The sequence below is a fragment of the Patescibacteria group bacterium genome (genome assembly GCA_035549555.1).
GTDB lineage: Bacteria > Patescibacteriota > Microgenomatia > UBA8517 > UBA8517 > Co84-156.
Genome location: DASZQR010000010.1, coordinates 426,534 through 445,759, shown reverse-complemented (window position 1 = coordinate 445,759; position 19,226 = coordinate 426,534). Strand labels below are relative to the sequence as shown.

19 protein-coding genes are annotated in these 19,226 nt (G+C 30.9%); 14 read left to right on the top strand and 5 right to left on the bottom strand.

The window, feature by feature from the left end:
• Positions 1-4: 4 nt before the first annotated feature.
• From VG895_03175 to VG895_03155, 5 genes are read left to right on the top strand one after another with little or no spacing between them, the layout of a single operon-like run.
• A complete protein-coding gene (locus VG895_03175; GenBank protein ID HWA52027.1) occupies positions 5-892 on the top strand; it encodes a glycosyltransferase family 2 protein in 888 nt (295 codons plus the stop codon).
• The gene (locus VG895_03170) at positions 889-1,902 is read left to right on the top strand and encodes a glycosyltransferase family 1 protein (GenBank protein ID HWA52026.1); all 1,014 of its coding nucleotides are present in this window, start codon (positions 889-891) and stop codon (positions 1,900-1,902) included. Before VG895_03175 ends, VG895_03170 begins: the two co-directional genes overlap by 4 nt.
• On the top strand, positions 1,889-3,025 hold the full coding sequence (locus VG895_03165) for a mannosyltransferase family protein (protein HWA52025.1): 1,137 nt from the start codon (positions 1,889-1,891) through the stop codon (positions 3,023-3,025). The genes VG895_03170 and VG895_03165 overlap by 14 nt, the downstream gene beginning before the upstream one ends.
• Positions 3,022-4,278, top strand: coding sequence for an oligosaccharide flippase family protein (locus VG895_03160; protein ID HWA52024.1), 1,257 nt, complete (start codon positions 3,022-3,024; stop codon positions 4,276-4,278). The genes VG895_03165 and VG895_03160 overlap by 4 nt, the downstream gene beginning before the upstream one ends.
• On the top strand, positions 4,259-5,032 hold the full coding sequence (locus tag VG895_03155) for a glycosyltransferase (GenBank protein HWA52023.1): 774 nt from the start codon (positions 4,259-4,261) through the stop codon (positions 5,030-5,032). Before VG895_03160 ends, VG895_03155 begins: the two co-directional genes overlap by 20 nt.
• Here VG895_03155 and VG895_03150 read toward each other — a convergent pair.
• Positions 5,029-5,409: a hypothetical protein gene (locus VG895_03150; protein ID HWA52022.1), complete on the bottom strand. Its 381-nt coding sequence runs from the start codon at positions 5,407-5,409 to the stop codon at positions 5,029-5,031. The two genes, VG895_03155 and VG895_03150, sit on opposite strands and share 4 nt — an antisense overlap.
• A 132-nt stretch (positions 5,410-5,541) precedes the next feature.
• Positions 5,542-5,886 (bottom strand): hypothetical protein, encoded by a 345-nt coding sequence (locus VG895_03145; protein HWA52021.1) that lies wholly within the window; start codon positions 5,884-5,886, stop codon positions 5,542-5,544.
• A gap of 40 nt (positions 5,887-5,926) precedes the next feature.
• Here VG895_03145 and VG895_03140 point away from each other — a divergent pair, with 40 nt between their 5' ends.
• Positions 5,927-7,048, top strand: coding sequence for a glycosyltransferase family 4 protein (locus tag VG895_03140; protein ID HWA52020.1), 1,122 nt, complete (start codon positions 5,927-5,929; stop codon positions 7,046-7,048).
• An 8-nt stretch (positions 7,049-7,056) separates the two neighbouring features.
• The gene (locus VG895_03135; GenBank protein ID HWA52019.1) at positions 7,057-7,599 is read left to right on the top strand and encodes a DUF5667 domain-containing protein; all 543 of its coding nucleotides are present in this window, start codon (positions 7,057-7,059) and stop codon (positions 7,597-7,599) included.
• On the opposite strand, the gene VG895_03130 is transcribed toward VG895_03135, so the two are convergent.
• A complete protein-coding gene (locus tag VG895_03130) occupies positions 7,589-8,344 on the bottom strand; it encodes a class I SAM-dependent methyltransferase (GenBank protein ID HWA52018.1) in 756 nt (251 codons plus the stop codon). The genes VG895_03135 and VG895_03130 overlap by 11 nt on opposite strands.
• Entirely contained in the window at positions 8,341-9,105 is a 765-nt protein-coding gene (locus tag VG895_03125) for a polysaccharide deacetylase family protein (protein ID HWA52017.1), read from the bottom strand. Before VG895_03125 ends, VG895_03130 begins: the two co-directional genes overlap by 4 nt.
• 27 nt (positions 9,106-9,132) lie before the next feature.
• Between VG895_03125 and VG895_03120 the strand changes: the two genes are divergently transcribed.
• Together VG895_03120 and VG895_03115 are read left to right on the top strand one after the other, a co-directional pair.
• Positions 9,133-10,284 (top strand): glycosyltransferase family 4 protein, encoded by a 1,152-nt coding sequence (locus VG895_03120; protein ID HWA52016.1) that lies wholly within the window; start codon positions 9,133-9,135, stop codon positions 10,282-10,284.
• Positions 10,281-12,350, top strand: a complete 2,070-nt coding sequence (locus VG895_03115; protein HWA52015.1) for a glycosyltransferase family 39 protein — start codon at positions 10,281-10,283, stop codon at positions 12,348-12,350. The genes VG895_03120 and VG895_03115 overlap by 4 nt, the downstream gene beginning before the upstream one ends.
• On the opposite strand, the gene VG895_03110 is transcribed toward VG895_03115, so the two are convergent.
• Positions 12,328-13,263: a glycosyltransferase family 2 protein gene (locus VG895_03110; GenBank protein ID HWA52014.1), complete on the bottom strand. Its 936-nt coding sequence runs from the start codon at positions 13,261-13,263 to the stop codon at positions 12,328-12,330. The genes VG895_03115 and VG895_03110 overlap by 23 nt on opposite strands.
• A gap of 46 nt (positions 13,264-13,309) precedes the next feature.
• On the opposite strand from VG895_03110, the gene VG895_03105 reads away from it, so the two are divergent.
• Genes VG895_03105 through VG895_03085 form a run of 5 tightly spaced genes read left to right on the top strand, consistent with a single transcriptional unit; the run spans position 13,310 to position 19,220 of the window.
• Complete coding sequence (locus VG895_03105) at positions 13,310-14,116, top strand: glycosyltransferase (GenBank protein HWA52013.1); 807 nt, start codon at positions 13,310-13,312, stop codon at positions 14,114-14,116.
• On the top strand, positions 14,113-15,102 hold the full coding sequence (locus VG895_03100; protein ID HWA52012.1) for a glycosyltransferase family 2 protein: 990 nt from the start codon (positions 14,113-14,115) through the stop codon (positions 15,100-15,102). The genes VG895_03105 and VG895_03100 overlap by 4 nt, the downstream gene beginning before the upstream one ends.
• Before the next feature lie 15 nt (positions 15,103-15,117).
• Entirely contained in the window at positions 15,118-16,398 is a 1,281-nt protein-coding gene (locus VG895_03095) for an NAD(P)/FAD-dependent oxidoreductase (protein HWA52011.1), read from the top strand.
• Positions 16,391-17,116 carry a class I SAM-dependent methyltransferase gene (locus tag VG895_03090; protein ID HWA52010.1) on the top strand — a complete coding sequence of 242 codons (726 nt, stop codon included), beginning with the start codon at positions 16,391-16,393 and terminating at the stop codon, positions 17,114-17,116. The genes VG895_03095 and VG895_03090 overlap by 8 nt, the downstream gene beginning before the upstream one ends.
• Positions 17,109-19,220 (top strand): glycosyltransferase family 39 protein, encoded by a 2,112-nt coding sequence (locus tag VG895_03085; protein ID HWA52009.1) that lies wholly within the window; start codon positions 17,109-17,111, stop codon positions 19,218-19,220. The genes VG895_03090 and VG895_03085 overlap by 8 nt, the downstream gene beginning before the upstream one ends.
• The last annotated feature ends 6 nt before the right edge of the window (positions 19,221-19,226 follow it).

The following is a 19,226-nucleotide window of genomic DNA, read 5'->3' as shown; positions in this document are numbered from 1 at the left end:
TAAAATGAAATTAAGTGTTGTACTTGCTGTCAGAAATGAAGAGGCAAACTTGGCTAATTGCTTAGAATCTATAAAGGCAATTGCAGATGAGATTGTAATTGTTGATGAACATTCGACTGATAAAACTGTTGAAATTGCCAAAAAATTTAAAGCACGAGTTTATGAAGAGCCTCACCATGAAATATTTCATATAACAAAGCAAAAAGCTTTAGATTATGCAAAAGGAGAATGGATTTTGCAGCTTGATGCTGATGAAATAATAACTTCTGAACTTCGCGAAGAAATAGAAAAGATAATTAAAGCTGATAATTTGGAGTTAGATGAAAAAACTGAAGCAAAATTTAATGATCCTAAAAATAGTAAAAAAGCTAAATTATTTTTGAGACATCAACGTATACTTGAACAAAGAGATGGTTCAGTTGATGTAATGAACGGCGAAATTGCCGCATTTTTTATTCCTAGAGTAAATTTATTCCTCGGTAAGCCATTAATACATGCCGGAGTTTATCCAGATCCTGCGATTAGATTAGTAAGAAAAGGTAAGGCTCATTTTGGATTAAAGTCTGTTCATGACATAATGCAAATTGATGGGAGAGTTTCTTGGCTTTTTAATGATATGCTTCATAATGATTCTCCAACTTTGAATAAATATGTAATGAGGTTAAATCGTTATACAGATTTGCATGCAGAAGAATTAAAAGAAAAACATGCACCTAAAAATTTACTCTATTTGGCTTACTATTCTTTTTACAATTTCGTCATAAAGTTTTCAACTTTGTGGCTTCGCCATAAAGGATATGAGGATGGGATAAGAGGGTTTTTGTGGAGTATGTTTTCTGCTTGGCATTTTCCAATTGCCTATTTTAAATATTGGACTGGAGATAATTTATGAGGGTAGCGATTGACAGTGGACCACTAACTGGAGGAGATGCAATTCGAGGAATTGGATTTCATACAAAAGAATTATTAAAGGAATTGGAAAAATTACAGAACAAAGATTTTCAAATTGAAGCGGTGGATTTTAAAAATGCAGATTTAAGTAAATATGATGTTATTCATTACCCATATTTTATTCCACATGCTTTGACACTTCCGTTTGTTAAGCCATCTAAAAAAGTTATTGTTACAATACATGATTTAATTAGGTTAATTTATCCTGAAAACTATCCACCTGGAATTAAAGGGCAACTAAAATTTTTAATTCAAAAATTTAATTTAAGAAATGTGGATTCAATAATTACAATTTCGGAAACTTCAAAAAAAGATATTGTTAGATTTTTGAATATTAATCCAGAAAAAATTTTTGTGACATATCTTGCGCCACAAACAAAAATGAAAACTAAATCAGAACAAAAATTGAATTTACCAAAGGATTTTGTTTTATATGTAGGGGATGTTAATTTTAATAAAAATTTATTAAATCTCGCAAAGGCTATTAAAATTGCAAAACTCAAATTAGTTATCGTTGGAAAGCAGGCTGTTAATGAGAATGTAGATGACAATATTGAAAATAAACCTTGGAGAGAATTCTTGAGATTATATAAAAATGACCCAGATATTATTCGATTAGGATTTGTTGAAGATCTGGATGATGTATTTAAAAAAGCGACGCTTTATTGTCAGCCCTCTTTTTATGAAGGATTTGGACTTCCTATTTTGGAGGCGTTTGAGAGAAATGTTCCAGTTGTTGCGAGTAGAACTCAAGCTTTAGTTGAAGTAGGCGATAATTCATGTGTCTATTTTGACCCAAAAAATCCGGATGATATAGCAGAAAAATTGTTAGAAGTTTTTAAAGATAAAAAACTTCAGGATGAGTTGATTAAAAAAGGAAGAAACCGACTAAAAAAGTTTAGTTGGGAAAAATGTGCAAGAGCAACTCTTTCTGTTTATGAAACGATCTGAAATATTATTTATAATTTCTTCTTTTCTGGTTTGGAGAGTTTTTATTTTAGTAGTAGCAATCTTTTCTATTAAATATCTTCCACTTTTTAGCCAAAATTATTTTGGCGGTGGATATTCTAACTATATTTCCAATCCAATTTTCTGGGGTCATGGAAATTTTGATGGCGAACATTATTTATCAATTGCTCAAAACGGTTATCAACCTCTTGAATACTTTTTCTTTCCTCTTTTTCCGTTACTAATTAGATTTTTAACAATTAGTAAGAGTTTAATTAATTTTGCTTGGACTGGAATTATAATTTCAAATTTATTTTTCTTAATTTCATTATTTTTTTTATACAAATTAGTAAAGATTGATTACTCAGATAAAATTGCAAAACCTGTAATGCTTTTGCTTTTACTTTTCCCGACATCTTTTTATTTTGGAAATATATATACAGAGAGCTTGTTTTTTTTGCTTGCTATCTTATCGTTTTATTTTGCGCGGAAGAAAAATTATTTAGTTGCAGCTTTCTTTGTAGCATTAGCGTCAGCAACAAGAGTTATTGGTATTTTTCTACTTCCAGTTATTTTTGTCGAATGGTTTTTTGAAAGAAGACACAATTATTTAGAATTCTTAGAAATATTAATTATTTCTCCAATTGGGCTTCTTTATTATATGTATTTTTTATTGAAGGAAACTCACGACCCACTTATCTTTGTGCATCAGGTCTCTATTTTTGGACAACAGAGATCTTCAAGTTTGGTAATTTTGCCACAAGTAATTTATAGATATATTTTTGAAATTTTTCCACATGTTTCTTACCTTTATTTTCCAAATGTTTTTACAACTTATTTGGAATTTAGTTTTGCAATTTTATTTTTAGCACTTATTATTTTTGGAGTTTTCAAACTTAGACTTTCGTATTCGCTTTATGCTGCAGTTGCTTTTATTATTCCAACTTTGGCTGGAAGTTTTTCTTCAATGCCAAGATATATTTTAGTTATATTTCCTGTTTTTATTCTTGTTGGAGTTTATTTAGCCAAACTTCCTAAGATTTACACATATGTTTTGTTTTTTGTTATGATTGTTTTATTTGTTATTGCAGAGTCATTTTTTTGGAGAGGATACTGGGTTTCATGATAAATTTTAAAAAGATTTTGAAACATCCGCTTTTTTCAGGAAGCATTTTAATGATTGGTGGAAATATGTTTGCTAATGTTATCAACTATCTTTATCAGGTAATTATGAAAAGGAATCTTGGCCTGGTAGGTTATGGTGAACTTTCGAGTATTTTTGCTATTTTTTATATAGCAACTATTGTTCCTATTTCGGCAAGCCCTTCGATAATTAAGTTTATCTCATCAAGCAAAAATCGTAGCGAGTCGGTTTTTATTTATAAAAAAATAAACGAAGTTATTGTTAAAGTGTCTCTTGTTTTGGGGATTTTTGTCTTAATTTTGTCACCTTTTTTAGCAGATTTTTTACATGTGCATTTAACAAATGTTCTGATTATCGCTCCGGTCGTCTTTTTTAGTTTAATTACTGTTACTAATCAATCTTTATTGCAGGGAGTTTTAAATTTTTGGGGAAATGTGGGACCAAATATATTATCCAGCGCCAGCAAACTTATTTTTGGAATTATTTTTGTATTTATTGGCTGGAAAGTTTTTGGTGCGGTTGCCGGTGTTTTTTGTGGAACACTGCTTGCTTATTTATATTCTTATTATCTGGCAAAAGGTTTTTTAAAAAATGTTAAAGCTAAGGGCAAATTTGATTTCAAAAAATTCCTGAAATACTCTTTGCCGGTACTCATTTTTTCGTTTGCATTTACTTCTTTTTTTACAATGGATGTTGTTTTGGTCAAACATTTTTTTAGCGATTTGGATGCCGGAATATATGCAACTCTTTCAATACTTGGAAAAATAATTTATTTTGCAGCTAGCCCAATTGCAGGTGTAATGTTTCCTATTGTTGCTGGAAAACATTCAAAAGGAGAACGATATTTTGAATTACTTTTGATTTCGCTTTTGATCACAATTTTTATGTCATTAGGAATCGTTGCTGTATATGCGCTTTTCCCACATTTCATAATTGGGTTTTTTGGAAGTGGTAGTAATCTGATTCCAGTTTATGATTTAATCTGGATGGGACTTTTTATATGTTTTTATACAGTTTCTTTTTTTATGATGAATTTTTTTCTTTCGATTGATAAAACAAAACTGGTTATTTTGCCGTTAGTTTTTGCAACATTGCAAATCGTTTTAATTTGCATGTTTCATTCAAGTTTACTAACTGTGATTCAGATTTCATTTTCGCTAATGTTAGTTATGTTTTTGATTTTATTTTCTTATTTGGTTTACAATCGCTTTGAATATGCAAAAAAAAGAACTTAATTTTTTATCGCTTGTGGTACCTGCTTATAAACAGGAAAAAACAATAAAAGATGATCTTGAAAATATAGATAAAACTTTGAATGATGGCCTTCCTGTTAATTTTGATTATGAGATTATTTGTGTGGTCGACGGGTTTTTAGATAAAACTTATGAAAACGCTAAAAAGGTTAAATCAAAAAAAATTAAGGTTTTAGGCTATGAAAAAAATCAAGGGAAGGGCCATGCTGTGCGAATGGGAATGGGAATGGCGAAAGGTGATTTGATTTCATTTTTGGATGCCGGGCGAGACATTTCACCAAAGGGAATAATGATGCTTATTTCACACATGGAATGGTATTCTGCTGATATTATTGTTGGCAGCAAAAGACATCCTGTTTCGATGGTTAATTATCCATTTGTAAGAAGAATTTTAAGCGTTGGGTATCATGGTGGAGTTAAGATTTTATTTGGTCTTCCGCTTACAGATACACAATCCGGTTTAAAAATATTTAAGAAAGATGTTGTTGATGCAATTTTGCCGAGGCTTTTGGTGAAGCGCTATGCAATGGATATTGAGATGCTTGCTGTCGCCAAATATTTAGGGTTTGATAGGATTTATGAAGCACCAATAGAAGTAAAATTTGACAAAAAGACAAGCAACGTGAAATGGACAACTGTTTTTAAGATGTTGCAAGATACTGCTGCGGTTTTTTATAGACTCAAAATTCTTCATTATTACGATGATGCAAACTGGAAAAATTGGATTAGCAACTAAGAATTCACAATATTTTTTATACTTTTGACAATTTTTGCGTGGGCTTCAATTAATTTTGAGGGTGTTGCAATGATACCTTTTTTTCCTAAAACTTTCATAATGCTATCTGCAGGAATTTCTGTTACCACTGGAATTTTTGTTTCTGATGTTTTCTCTAGTGTGGCTATATATTTGAGAATGGTTACAATATTTGTTTTATTATCACCAGTATATAAATCTATTAATTCTGCCATTGAATCAAAAGCACCTTCAAAGTCTGATCTGCCCACTCCGAGGTGAATTTCATCTGTATATGGAAGTAAGGTGTCAATTATAGCTTTCCAGCCTTCCTGAGCGTGCGAACCGTTTTTAACTGAGAATCTTCTGATATTAAACAAATCTAAACAGATTTTATATCCTTCGGTTTTGCTTTTTCTAAAAAGGCAGAGATATTTTGTGTATTCCAAACCTGCATCAAGTCGGTATTGGGTTGAATAATTTTATTTTTGATATTATCGAATGCTAATGTTTTAGTCTCGGGGTAAACGATGGCTGGCATATTTGGTTTCATTTTTTGTAAAATTACAATGTCTTGAAGAGAATGATTGATCTCTCATTCCCAGAACACTGGGAAATTTTCCATTTCCCCAAGTTTGATGAGCTGAGTCTATATTGGTTATTTCTGTTGCATTGTTAAAGCGAAGTTGCCAACTTGGAATTTGGAATGCAAAATATTCGAGACGATCATAACCGGCGTCTATTGCAACTTTCGCATGAAGTTGGATTGGCCACGATGAGCCAAATAATCCCATGACAGCTGAAGGCTCTATTTGGACACTGTTTGTCATTTGATATCTAATTTTGCGTTCCATCATTTTGGAGATTATAACTTTTTTATTATAATTATCAAAACGTATGAATATTTTGGTTATGAGTTGGAGAGATCCTAAGCACCCTCTTGCTGGAGGAGCTGAACAAGTTGATCATGAGCATCACAAAGGATGGATCGCTGCAGGAAATAAAGTGACTCTTTTTTCTTCATCTTTTACTAATGCAAAGAAAATTGAAGAGATTGATGGCGTAAAAATAATTAGAAAAGGAAACCAGATTTTAGGAGTTCAATTGCAAGCCTTATTTTGGTATTTATTTGAGAGAAAAGAAAAATTTGATTTAGTTGTTGATGAATTTCATGGAATTCCATTTTTTACGCCTTTGTATATTTGGGGGCCAAAAATGGCGGTTTTGCAGGAAGTTGCACGAGACGTGTGGTTAAAAAACGATCTTCATTATCCTCTCAATGTAATTGTGGGCAACATTGGTTATTATTTTGAGCCACTTGTGTATTTGTTGTATAGGCAAATTATTTTTATGGTTGGATCGCAGTCAGCAAAAAAAGAATTACATGAGATGAAAATTTCTAACGAAAATATAAAAGTAGTTCCACATGGTGTTATTTTAGATTTACCAAAGAATAAACTCGAAAAAGAAAAAATAAAAACTGTAATTTTCCTTGGTGCTCTTGCTAAGGATAAAGGAATTGAAGATGCCATAAAAACGTTTGCAATTTTAAACAAAAAAAGCGATTACCAATTCTGGATTGTTGGTAAGGGGGGAGAAGATTATTTAAGTTATCTTAAAGGTCTTTGTAAAAAATTAGCAATTGAGAATAAAGTTATTTTTTGGGGTTTTGTAAGTCAGAAGAAAAAATTTGAACTTTTAACAAGAGCTCATATTATGCTTAATCCATCTCTTTTAGAGGGGTTTGGACTAGTAAATATTGAGGCAAATGCATGTGCAACTCCGGTTGTGGCTTATAACTGTCCTGGGTTAGTTGATTCTGTAGAGAATAATCAAAGTGGGAAGATAATTGAAAAAAATATACCAGCCGAGATGGCGAAAGAAATTGATGGAATTTTAAAAAATAAGAATGAGTATAAGAAACTACAAAATGGAGCATTAGAATGGAGCCAAAGATTTAGTTGGGAAGCTTCACGTAAATTAAGTCTTGATTTGGTAGAAAGTTTGGGAATAAAATAGCTATTAAGATGTTTAAGCGTCTTTTTATATTAATTTTGAGCCTTGTCTTTATAATTGGAGCTGGAAATGCTGTTTTTGCTAAAGCAACCCCGAAGCCTACCTCTTCTCCTAAACCAACGGCAACTCCAGTTGATTCGTTTGCTCTTTTTTGGCCTATGTCTGCAGGTAAAACAATGCAAAGTAAAGTTTATTTTCTAAAAATTTTAAAGGAAGATGCTCGAGGATTTTTCATTTTTGGATCTGCACAAAAGGCTGATTACGATATTTTTTTGACAATAAAGCGAATGCTTGAAGCGGAAGCGCTTATGGGAGGAAATGTTTCTGATTTAGCGAATAAAACATTAGATGCAGCTGGCAGTGATCTGGATAAAGTAAACAGTTCTTTAACTGATGCTAAGAATTCTGGGGATATTGATCAGAATACAAAAAATGAGATTAATATCAGAACTACAAATTTAAAGGCTTTTACAAGTTCTTTGATGAATCAATATCCTGCATATAATGATAAATTACAAAGTATCCAAGATAAGCTAAACTCCATTAGTATTTAGTTGCTACGACTAGATAATCAAGCGGAAAGTAATTTGGAAAATTTAAATTAATGTTTTTGGAAACTGAAAATAAAATATTTGTGAAAATTACAATTTCTGGAGTGATTAATAAAAGAAAAATTAAATAGATTGTCAATAAAATATTTTTTTTAGATTTTAGAATATCGAAAATTCTTTTTACTAAAAAAGCATTTAGTGATTGAAACCAAAACCCTAGAAAATTTCCATTTGCTTTTATTTTTTTAATTTTAAATTTATTATTTTTTAGTAAAAGTTTTAGCTCTGATTCACTAAATCGATATCGATCATACGGAACATCATGAAGAGGATACATAAAAGGTATAGTGAGAATCAGGATTCCGTTTTGTTTTAAAATTCTATTAATTTCAGAGAAAGTTTTTGATGGATTTTCTAGGTATTCAAAAACTTCAAGGCAAATGGCGATGTCGAAAGATTTGTTTGGAACGGGAATCTCTTTTGAAATATCGGCCAGGATGTCTGGCTTGTTTTGTGGATTGTATAGCAATGAAACTTTTGGATGATCGACGCCTATATACTTTTTTAGTTTTGTTTGAAGAATCTCACGGTATTCCATTCTGCCACATCCAAGATCGATTAATTTTTTATTTTTAGAGTATTTTAGTATTTCTACTAGTGCTTCTCTTGTATACGAAAGCATTATAAATTGGGGATGAAGAATTGTGTTTCCAAATTGGTCTGTAAATTTATTCCAGAAATTTTTCATTTATAAGACCTGGATATTTGTTCCATTGTTAGAATTTGTATTTTTTTTTCGTTTCTTTTTTTGTTTGCATATTTTAATATTTTTTCCAACTCGTTAAGTAAATTTTCGCTGTCGTCTACTAGGTCTATTGGATGAAACCATATATGAAAAATTTCATGATTTTTAATTGCTTTGTTAATGCCTAACACAGATTTTATATAACGAAGATTTTTAAAAATTATAAATTTTCGTATTCCTCTCGCTGAAACAAAGTACATTGATGATGGAATTTCAATAAGGTTAGAATTTTTTTTGGGATTTTGAGTTGGTGGAATTCTGGGAAGAATTAATTCAAATTCTGATTTGTCTTTACCTCTAAAGTCTATAAAATTGTGCTTTTTCAATAAACTTAGATATTTTATTTTATTTCTAGGGTAAACGAATGATTTTGCTTTATTTTTTTTGATTTCTTGATTTGCTTTTTTTGATGGAATTAAATTAAATATTTCGTGAGAATATGAATGGCTTCCCAACTCGTGAATCTTTTCTTTTTTGATCCAGGAAATAATATCTTTTCCTGACCAAAGAGGGTCATTACCTTCGTAAAGTTTACCCACGATTGCCCAAGTTACTGAAATATTGTATTTATTGAAAAGTTTAAGTAGTTTTTTTATAACTTCTCTTTCCTTTTTTACTTTTTTGGTAAATTTTTGAATATCTAAATCTTTTCTTCCCCACAGAAGTTCTGTGTCGATTGAAATACAAAATGTTCCTTTTGTCATTTTATGATTATATAATACTAGAGGTTTATGCGAATTGGAATTTTAACTCACAATTATCCGAGAAATTCTAGAGAACAAATTGGTGCAGAGGTTTTTGTTTACAGTTTTGCGAGACTCCTAAAAAAAGAGGGGCATGAAGTATTTGTATTTTGTCCTAGTTATTCAGGAAAAAAAGAGAAGTATAAGGATGTACCAGTGACATGGTTTTACTGGCATGATGACAACAAGAAAATGGGAGATCTTTCCTTAGCTAATATTTCTTCTCTGTTTTGGATTTCTATCATGGTACTAAAGGGTGGTTTTGAAGTTTTAAAGTTTATACAAACAAATGATATTGATGTGATTATATCAATGTGGGCTTTTCCGGCTGGATTCTGGGCCATGATTGGAAAATTTTTTGCTGGTAAACCTTCTGTTATTATATCAATGGGTTCTGATATTTTTGTTTATCCAAAAATATTGCCAATAAAATGGTTAACGGGGTTTATTTTAATGATGGGTGATTTGGTTTATGGCAATGGTTATAAAATTTGTAGAAGGATTAAGGAAATATCGGGAAGGAAGGCTTTGTTCTTTCCGATAACTGCTTCAAATTTGCCATTTAAATATGCAATGAAAATCAAAATGGATACAAAAAAATTCAACTTTATATATGTGGGAAGACTTGAGCCGGTTAAAGGACCTGATGTTTTGTTTGAAGCCACGAAAAAATTAAGAAGAAAGGTCGATAACTTTGTTGTTTATCTGGCAGGACCTGGAACAATGTTTGAGGACTTAAAAGTTAAAGTTAAGAAAGATAGACTAGATGAGAACTTTAAGCTTCTAGGACCGGTTTATGATAGAAAAAAAGTTGCCGGACTGTTTTTGCAGGCAGACAGTTTGGTTATGGCCTCAAGAAGCGAAAGTACCCCCTTCACTGTGATTGAGGCAATTAATGCGAAATTGCCAATTGTTGTTACAGATGTAGGGGATATGGGGAAAATTGCCAGTGATTTTAAGATTGGTTTTGTTGCACCTGCAGAAGATGCAACTGCTTTGGCTGACGAAATGTTTAAAATAATAAAAAAAGGGAAAGGTTTCAAGAAAAAAATTGCCAAAAACTTCAAAAAACCCAAAGAAATTTATGATACTTATAAATCTACAAAAAAAATGTTATTAAAAGTAGAAGAATTGTTATGAAAAAAATTGCTTTTATTTTTGCTTTTATTTTTTTTATTGCTGGACTTTTTACTTTAAAAGATTACGGAATTAATTGGGATGTTATTAATCATCTTCCGCGAGGACAGGCATATTTAAATTATTATTTGACAGGTAAAAAAGATTATTCTAATTTGCAGGATTTTTTTTCTGGTTGGCAAACATTGGGCCAATGGTATTATCAAAACCCTACAAGCCTTTTTATTAATGCAGATATACCTTTGTCTAAAGTCCCAACCCGAAGTCTTTATCAAAATAGTGATCTTAACTTTAGCTATTTTATGTCGAATGATGGATATGGTCATCCGCCGCTTTCGGATATATTGTCGTCTTTATTTAATGTAGTTTTATTTCAGAAACTAAGAATTATTGATGATATTGACGCTTATCATGTTTATGGAGTTTTGCTTGCGAGTGTTTTGGTTGGGCTGATATTTTATTGGGTCTCTAGAGTTTACGGAAAAATTGCTGGTTCGTTAGCAAGTTTGTCACTTGCATCTTACCCGCTTTTTTGGAGTGAAATGCATTTTAATACGGAAAAAGATGTGCCGGAGACTGTTTATTGGAGTATTTTTATTTTTTTTGTATGGAAGGGGATTGTAACAAAAAAAGCGAAGTGGATATTTGTTTCTGGAATATTTTTTGGTTTAGCCCTTGGCACAAAATTTAATATTTTGTTTGCAGTTTTTGTAATAGTTCCTTGGACTTTATCGTATTTTATTTTTGAAAAGCAAAAGCTATTATCAAAAATTAATTTTAAGATTTTGTTTGCCGCAATTTTTGCATTTGCGATTGGCATTTTAATCTTTGTTGTTTTTTGGCCTTATCTTTGGCCGGATCCGATTGGAAGAGTGCAAAATGTAATTCAATTTTATAAAGATATTGGAATTGCAACTGGACCTGTTGATCCAAGATTTTCTGGTCCACTTGGAATAAATTATTATCCTGTTTTTTGGATAATAACTACCACACCGCCGATTGTTTTAATTTTTTCTGGTGCTGGAGTTATTTTTGGAATTATAAATTTTAAAAAACATAAAGAGATTTCTATTTTATTTTTGTTGTGGTTTTTAGTTCCTATACTTAGAGTTACGTGGCATGGGGCAAATATTTATGGCGGAATAAGACAGTTGATGGAATATGTGCCTGCACTTTGTGCATTTGCTGGGATTGGCGGAAGTTATTTGTTTAATAAATTAAGAAGGTTTAGAAATAATCTTTTTGTAAAGAGTGTGTTTGTGGCGGTTGTATTTTTAGTTTTGCTTGTTCCTATTATCGGGACACATCCTGTTGAGGATGTGTATTTTAATTTTCTTGTTGGCGGACTTGCTGGGGCAAAGGCGATGGATATTCCAGCATGGGGAAACAGTTTTGGTTCGGCATATAGGCAGGCAATTGACTGGATTGATGTAAATGTGCCAAAAAACTCCAAACTGGTTTATGCGTATGAACTTATTCCTAATGTTCCAAGAATTTGGATAAGACAAGATATTGATCTTGATAACGCGAATCGTAGCGGATATTTGCGCAACGGAGAGTATGCAATGACATTAAATTACGAAGGAACCGACACAAGAAGTTATTACGATATGTATTTGACTACTTTTCTAAACCCAGTGTATCAGGAAAAAATTGATGGTGTGCCTGTTGTGACTGTTTGGAAAAATGACGATGCACATTTAAAGAATCCATGGATTGAGAAAAAAGTTCCAAAGGTTAATGTGATAAAAACAGAAAATAGTTTGAAGTTTGATTTGAATGATGAATATAAAATCTCAAGACTTGATATGACATATAATCAAAATAAATGCAGTAATTTGACGAGTGGATATTTTGAAATTTCAAACGATAATGTTAGTTGGACGAGATTGCCTGGAGTTTTACCAGATGATTGGGCAATATCAGTTTTGAAACAACAACCAGACAAAGGGAAGTTTACAGAACCATTTGTGGGGCAAAATGTAAGATTTATAAAATTTAATATGTTGCCTGAAAATACTTGTTTATTGAAAAATTATAGAAGTTTTAGTTTTTATTACTTACAATAATATTTTGATAATTTTGCTTTCCTTCAAAATGAATAATCATCTCTGCCAGAAGACCTGTCATTAATAAATTAACTCCTAAAATAATTAACATTACTCCCAAGAAAAGAAGCGGATAGTGAAATTGAATACTGCCGGTTGTTATTTCAAGAAAACTGATATAAAAACCGATAATTGTTCCGATTATAATCATTACAAGTCCGATAAATCCAAAAAAATGCCCCGGTCTGCGCAAATATCTAACTAAGAAAAAAACGGTTAACAAATCAAGCCATCCGCTTAATAATCTTTTTATTCCGTATTTTGATTTACCATACTTGCGGCGTCGATGAGAAACGATTACCTCATCAACTTTGAAGTTTTGTTTTTGTGCAATTATTGGAATAAAACGATAAAGATCTCCATGCAAATTTAAATCTTTGACAACATCTTTTTTGTAAGCTTTGAAACCGCAATTCATGTCGTGTATTTTGAGGCCAGTTAAAAGCCTAACAAGAGAATTCATAACTTTAGATGGAATAGTTTTACTAATAGGGTCTTTTCTTCTTTTTTTCCAACCTGAAACCAAATCGTTTCCTTCATTAATTTTTTTAATAAAACTAGGTATATCCTTTGGATTGTCTTGAAGGTCTGCATCAAGAGTAAAAACAATATCCCCTGAAGCCTTCTCAAAACCAATTGATAGCGCCACTGATTTTCCCCAATTACCTCTAAGTTTAATAACGGAAATATTTTTATCTTTTTTTCTTAATTTTTCAAAGATATTAAAAGTTCGATCTGTTGATCCGTCATCAATAAAAATTATTTCATATTTTGTTTTTAACTTTTTAACTTCGTTAATTAATTCCTTATACAAAATTTCTATGGAGTCTTCTTCATTTTTAGCTGGGATAATGAATGAAAGTTTTTTTATCATGGCTTTGATTTAAATTTGGCAATATCATATCATAATAAAGTCAACAATGAAAAAAGATCTAGTTTCAATAGTTATTCCAGCACGAAACGAAGAAAAAAACATCGGAAGGTTGTTGGATAGTATCAAAAAACAGTCTTATAAAAGAATTGAGACAATTGTGGTCGATGATGGTTCTTCTGATAAAACAATCAATATTTCAAAACAGAAAGGTGCAAAGGTTTTTCAAAGAGCGCATTTAGAAAGGAGCGCGCAGAGGAATTTTGGAGCGTCGAAGGCAAAAGGAAAATATCTAATTTTCTTAGATGCTGATATGGAACTTACAAAAAAAGTTGTGGAAGATTGTGTTTCTACCGTTTTTGGAAAATATAAATTACTAGTTATTCCGGAAAAAACTGTTGGAAATAATTTTATTGCCAGGATTCGTAATTTTGAACGAGAGATGTACATGGGTGACTTTTCAATTGAGGTAGCAAGGTTTTTTGAAAAGAAAATTTTTGAGGAATATGGAGGATATGATTTAGAGCTTACAGGGCCTGAAGATTATGATTTACCATATCGTATTGGTAAACAATATGAAATCGGCAGAAGTGGTGAATATATATTGCATCACGAAGAAGGGGTGACACTTTATAGACTTTTGAAGAAAAAATATTATTACGGGAGAAACGGTGCAAAATATGCAAAAAAACACCCTGAGCTAATTGCAACTCAAGGAAATCTACTATTTCGTAAAGCCTATTTCAGAAATTGGAAAAAATTTGTCAATGATCCTGTGCTTGGATTTTCATTTGTTATTGTTAGAACTTTGGAAGCAACCTGGGCTGTTGCTGGGTATTTAAGTTCATTTATATGAAACCAAAAGTCTCAATTATAATTGTCAATTTTAATGGAGGAGAAGTTTTTGAAAATTGTTTGCAAAGTATTAAAAAACTTGATTATACGAATTACGAAACAATTGTTTTTGATAATGGAAGTAGAGATGGAACGCAGAAGTATGCAAGTTTAAAATCAAAGAAAAATATTGGATTTGTAGGTGGAAATAATGAGGCACTAAAAATTGCAAAAGGAAAATATATACTGCTTCTCAATAACGACACTCTTGTGAAGAAAGATTTGTTAGATGTGATGGTTAATAAGATGGAAAGTGATGAAACAATTGGTGTAATTCAGCCAAAAATATATTTGATGGATAAAAAAGATTATCTAGATAACGCTGGAAGTTTTTGGACAAATATTGGTTTTTTGGATCATTGGGGATTTAATCAAAAAGATTCTAAAGAATATGATAGCGAACGCGAAATTTTTTCTGCTAAAGGAGCCTGTATGATGATTCGTAAGGATTTAATAAAAAAAATTGGATTGTTTGATGAAGATTATTTTGCATATTTTGAGGAAAGTGACTTTTGTTTTAGGGTGTGGATAGCAGGCAAACGAGTTGTTTATTTTCCGAAAACCTCAATACAACACAAAGTTGGCTTTACAACCAAAAGAAGTAATGTTAGTTTTTTGAACTATTTATATTATCGGAATCGTATACAATGTTTAATTAAAAATTTGGAAGTTAAAGATTTAATTTCTGTTTTATCGGCGCATTTTTTTGTTTCGCTAGGAATAGCATTTGTCTTTTTGATTAGAGGGAGCATCGAAAATTTTTTTCTTGTAATGAGAGCAATTAAATGGAATTTTGTTAATTTAAATGCTACTTTGAAAAAGAGAAAAAATGTGCAAAACTATCGTGTTTATAAAGATGAAGAAATATTTGCAAGAGTTGGCCATAAAGTTAATTGGAGTAAATTTTTTGGTGACTTCAAAAGAATTGAAAAGGATTTGGCAAAATAATGGTTTTTTCTTCAGATGAAAATTGGAATAATTGGCGCTGGATTTACTGGACTTTCCGCGGGATATGAGCTTTCTAAAAAAGGACATGATGTGACGATTTTTGAGGCTAGTAAAATTCCTGGTGGACTAGCAACTGGATTTAAAAATAAAAAATGGAAATGGGAATTAGAATCACATTACCATCATCTTTTTAAGACAGACTATGAAATACAGAGATTGGCAAAAGAAGTAGATCATAAAATAATTTTTGTTAGACCAAAAACTTCAACTTTTTATAAAGATGTCATAATGCAAATAGATTCTCCTTTGTCTTTAATGAAGTTTAAACATCTTAGTTTACAAAGTAGAATAAGAACTGGAACTGTTTTGGCGTATTTAAAAATTACAAATAATTGGAAGCCGTTAGAGAAAATTACAGCAAAAAAATTTTTAATTAAAACAATGGGGGAGGATTCTTGGAAAGTTTTATGGCAACCGCTTTTAGAAAAAAAATTTGGTCAATATTCCACTCAAATTCCAGCTTCTTGGTTTTGGGCTAGAGTGAAATCCCGTACAGCAGTTCTAGGTTATCCTGAGGGAGGTTTTGATAAATTTGCACAAAAAATATGTCAGGAAATTAAAAAAAATAAAGGAGAAGTTTTATTTGAGAAAAAAGTTTTAAAAATTCTTAATAAAAAGAAAAAAATTTATATAAAAATTGGAGGAGGAGAAAGATATGCATTCGATAAAGTCATATGTACTTTGCCAACTAATTTGTTTACAAAAATAACTTCTGGCTTACCAGATAACTATTTAAGATCCGCAGCAAGATTTAGTGGAATAGGCGCGACTAATTTAGTATTAGTTTTGAGTAAAAGTTTTTTAGATGATGGAACATATTGGTTGAATATTAATGAAGCAAAATATCCGTTTCTTGCAATTGTTGAGCATACAAATTTTATGAATAGTAAAAATTATGGTAAAGAAAAAATTATTTATATTGGCAATTATCTTGAAAATAATAATAAATATTTTCTTATGAGTGACAAAGAGCTTTTGAAAGAATATTTACCTTATTTGAAAAAAATTAATAAACGGTTTAGTAAATCATGGATAAAACGTATATATTTAGCAAAAGCTTTTTTTGCTCAACCGATCATTGTTAAGAATTATTCCAAAAAAGTATTACCTTTTAAGACTCCAATTAAAAATCTTTTCCTAGCAAATATTCAACAAGTTTATCCCTGGGATCGCGGAACAAATTATGCTGTAGAATTAGGAAGACGAGTTGCGAAGGAAGTTTTACTAAATGATTGAAATCTTGCAAAAAATAATTGCTATTTTTATGGATTATATTGTTGGTGAATCGTTTGTTCAAAAAAAACTGAAAAATAAAAATGTGAAGAAGATTATTGATTTATATGCGAAAACTGATTACACAAAAAGTTTTGTAAAATTTAGGTTTTGGTTTGGACCACTCTATGAGGTAAATAATTTAACTCCAAAATTTGGAACTATTTTAGATATTGGTTCAGGTGAGGGAATACTTGCAAATTTTTTAGCTTTAAATAATGTAAAAAGAAAAGTAGTTGGTGTTGAAATAAATAAAGACAGAATAAAAGAAGCAAATAAAGGATTAAAAAATACAAAATTTATAGCAAAAAGCGCGTTTAGTGCAACACTTCCAAAAGCCGATGCAATTGTAGTAAGTCATGTGATGCACCATTTAGGAAGCATGAAACTTCAAGAGAAACTTCTGGATGTTGTTTACAAAAAGTTAAAGAAAAACGGGAAGTTTATCTTAGCTGAAGTTGATAGAGAATTTTCTTTAAGATATTTATTTGGTTTTTTTGCTGATACTGTTCCAATTCCTATTTTTTTCGAAAAAAAACTTTTTGATTTTAAGATTTATCACAGGAGTAAAAAGGATTGGACTAAACTTCTAAAAAAACATGGATTTAAAATAGTTTATCAAAAGAACACTGAAGATAGAGCTTACCCCGAGGTTATTTTTGTTGCTATAAAAAATGACTAAACGCATTTTAATTTTTATTTTAATCCTTGCGGCTGTTTTGAGAATTACTGGTGTTTATCCTGGGTATCATCCGAATCACGCTGATGAGGTAAATATTTTTTCTCAAGCAGTTAATATTTTAAAAACTGGAAGTGTTCAAGAAATTAGATTTGAATATCCTCCACTACCTGCTTACATAAACTTTTTGAGTTTTAAATTTATTTTCATTCCTCTTAGTTGGATAAAATATTATGCCAATAATCTTGGACAAATAATTGATGGCACTTTTTTACCAAACTTGCAAAATAATATTTTAGGAAATGGAGATATTAATGCGATGTTTTGGGCGAGAACTGTTACAGCAATTTTTGGAGTAGGAATTGTATTTTTAATTTATAAAATTTCCGAAAAATTATTTAACAAAAATGTTGGTTTGGTAGCCGCTTTTTTGGTTACTGTAAATTACAGGCAAGTTCTAAATAGCCATTTTGGGCTTCCTGATATTTATAATGCCTTTTTTCTTTGTTTGTCTTTTTTTCTTACAATTCGTGTTTGGAAAAAACCCGATTTTAAAAATTATTTAATTGCTGCAATTGGCTGCGGATTAGCTTTTTCTACTAAATATCAGTTCTTTTCGTTCCTGCCGCTTTTTATTATTCATATTTTCCGAGTGCTTGAACAAAAAGATTTAAAAAGAAAGCTAAAAACTTTATTTGACCCATCTGCGATTTCTGTACCCTTTGTTATTTTATTTGTTTTTTTGATTTTAAATCCCTATTTTATTATTCAATTTGATATTGCTAAAACACAACTTGAATATGCTGCTTTGAAGTATAGATATGGGAAAGACTTTCTTGATTTTTATCCTATTTCTTATTTGTATAAATACGGCATTGGACAAATAACTTCTATTTTGGTTTTAATAGGAACTTTTTTTCTTTTTACCAAAAGTAATTTTAGAAAAGGAATTCTTTTGTTTAGTGTTATTTTGGAATTTGCGATTTATTTACTATATGTAACCGGTGGCGGATTTTATACACGAAACTTTGTTTCTATTACGCCGCTTATTTTGATTATTCCGGCTGTCTTCCTTGAGAGATTATTGAATTATAAAAAATATTTTGGAATTATTATTTTTTCACTTTTGGTTGTTTTCGCTGGTTACGAAAATTTAAACAAAGATTATGTGTTGGATGTTAATTACTTAAAACCATGGAATCAAGATGTGTTGCAAACATGGATAACATACCACTTGCCAAGCAACGCCAAAATTGCTGCGCATTCGTCTGTGCCGCTTGAAAATTCTCAGACTCGTCTTGATTTTGATCTTGATTCGGCATTTGATATTTATGAATTTAAAAATGAAGGAGCCGATTTCGCGATTGCTAATTACGAATGGACAACAAATGATTTTTACTGGTGGATGACGCAAAATACGCAAAAATCGCTTAAATATTGGAATGCGCCGACACAAATTCTTAACGAAACGTTTACCGGAATGGCAATGCACGAAATCGAAGATTTTGGAATATATTCACTTATTAAACCAGCATTTGCACCTGATGCAAACTTTTTAGTTGCGAAGTTACCAGATTATAAGGTCACAAATAAAATTTTAATTCGCAATTTTGATTTTAAAAGTGGTGAAAATGGTTGGACAAAAATCGGAAATAATTTATCTTACACAAATGGCAATTTAGTTATTCAAAAAGGTGGGATCGCTGACCCCTATGTAAGATGGATTTCTCCAAAAATTAATATTAGTAATCAAAATGGATTTGAAATTGACTATAAAATTAAAACTGCAGATGATATTGGTCAAAAGAGAGAAGGTTTCCTCTTTGTGGAATTTTTCAATGATAAGAATGATGAAATCGGAGTAAGGCTTTCTTCTAGAAATGATGTTTTTAATAAATATACAGATGCGGGTTTTGTTGGAGAAATTCCGTCAGGAGCAAGTTATGCGAAAATCGGATTTCAAGTTTATAAAGCAGAGAATGCAAATGTATATTTGAGTGATGTAAAAATTTATAAGGCAGATGTTATTAATTTAAATTCAAGTGGAGTAAAACACATTGATATTCCAGACGATATTTTTTATCCGATTAGTCAGGGAAATATGTGATACACT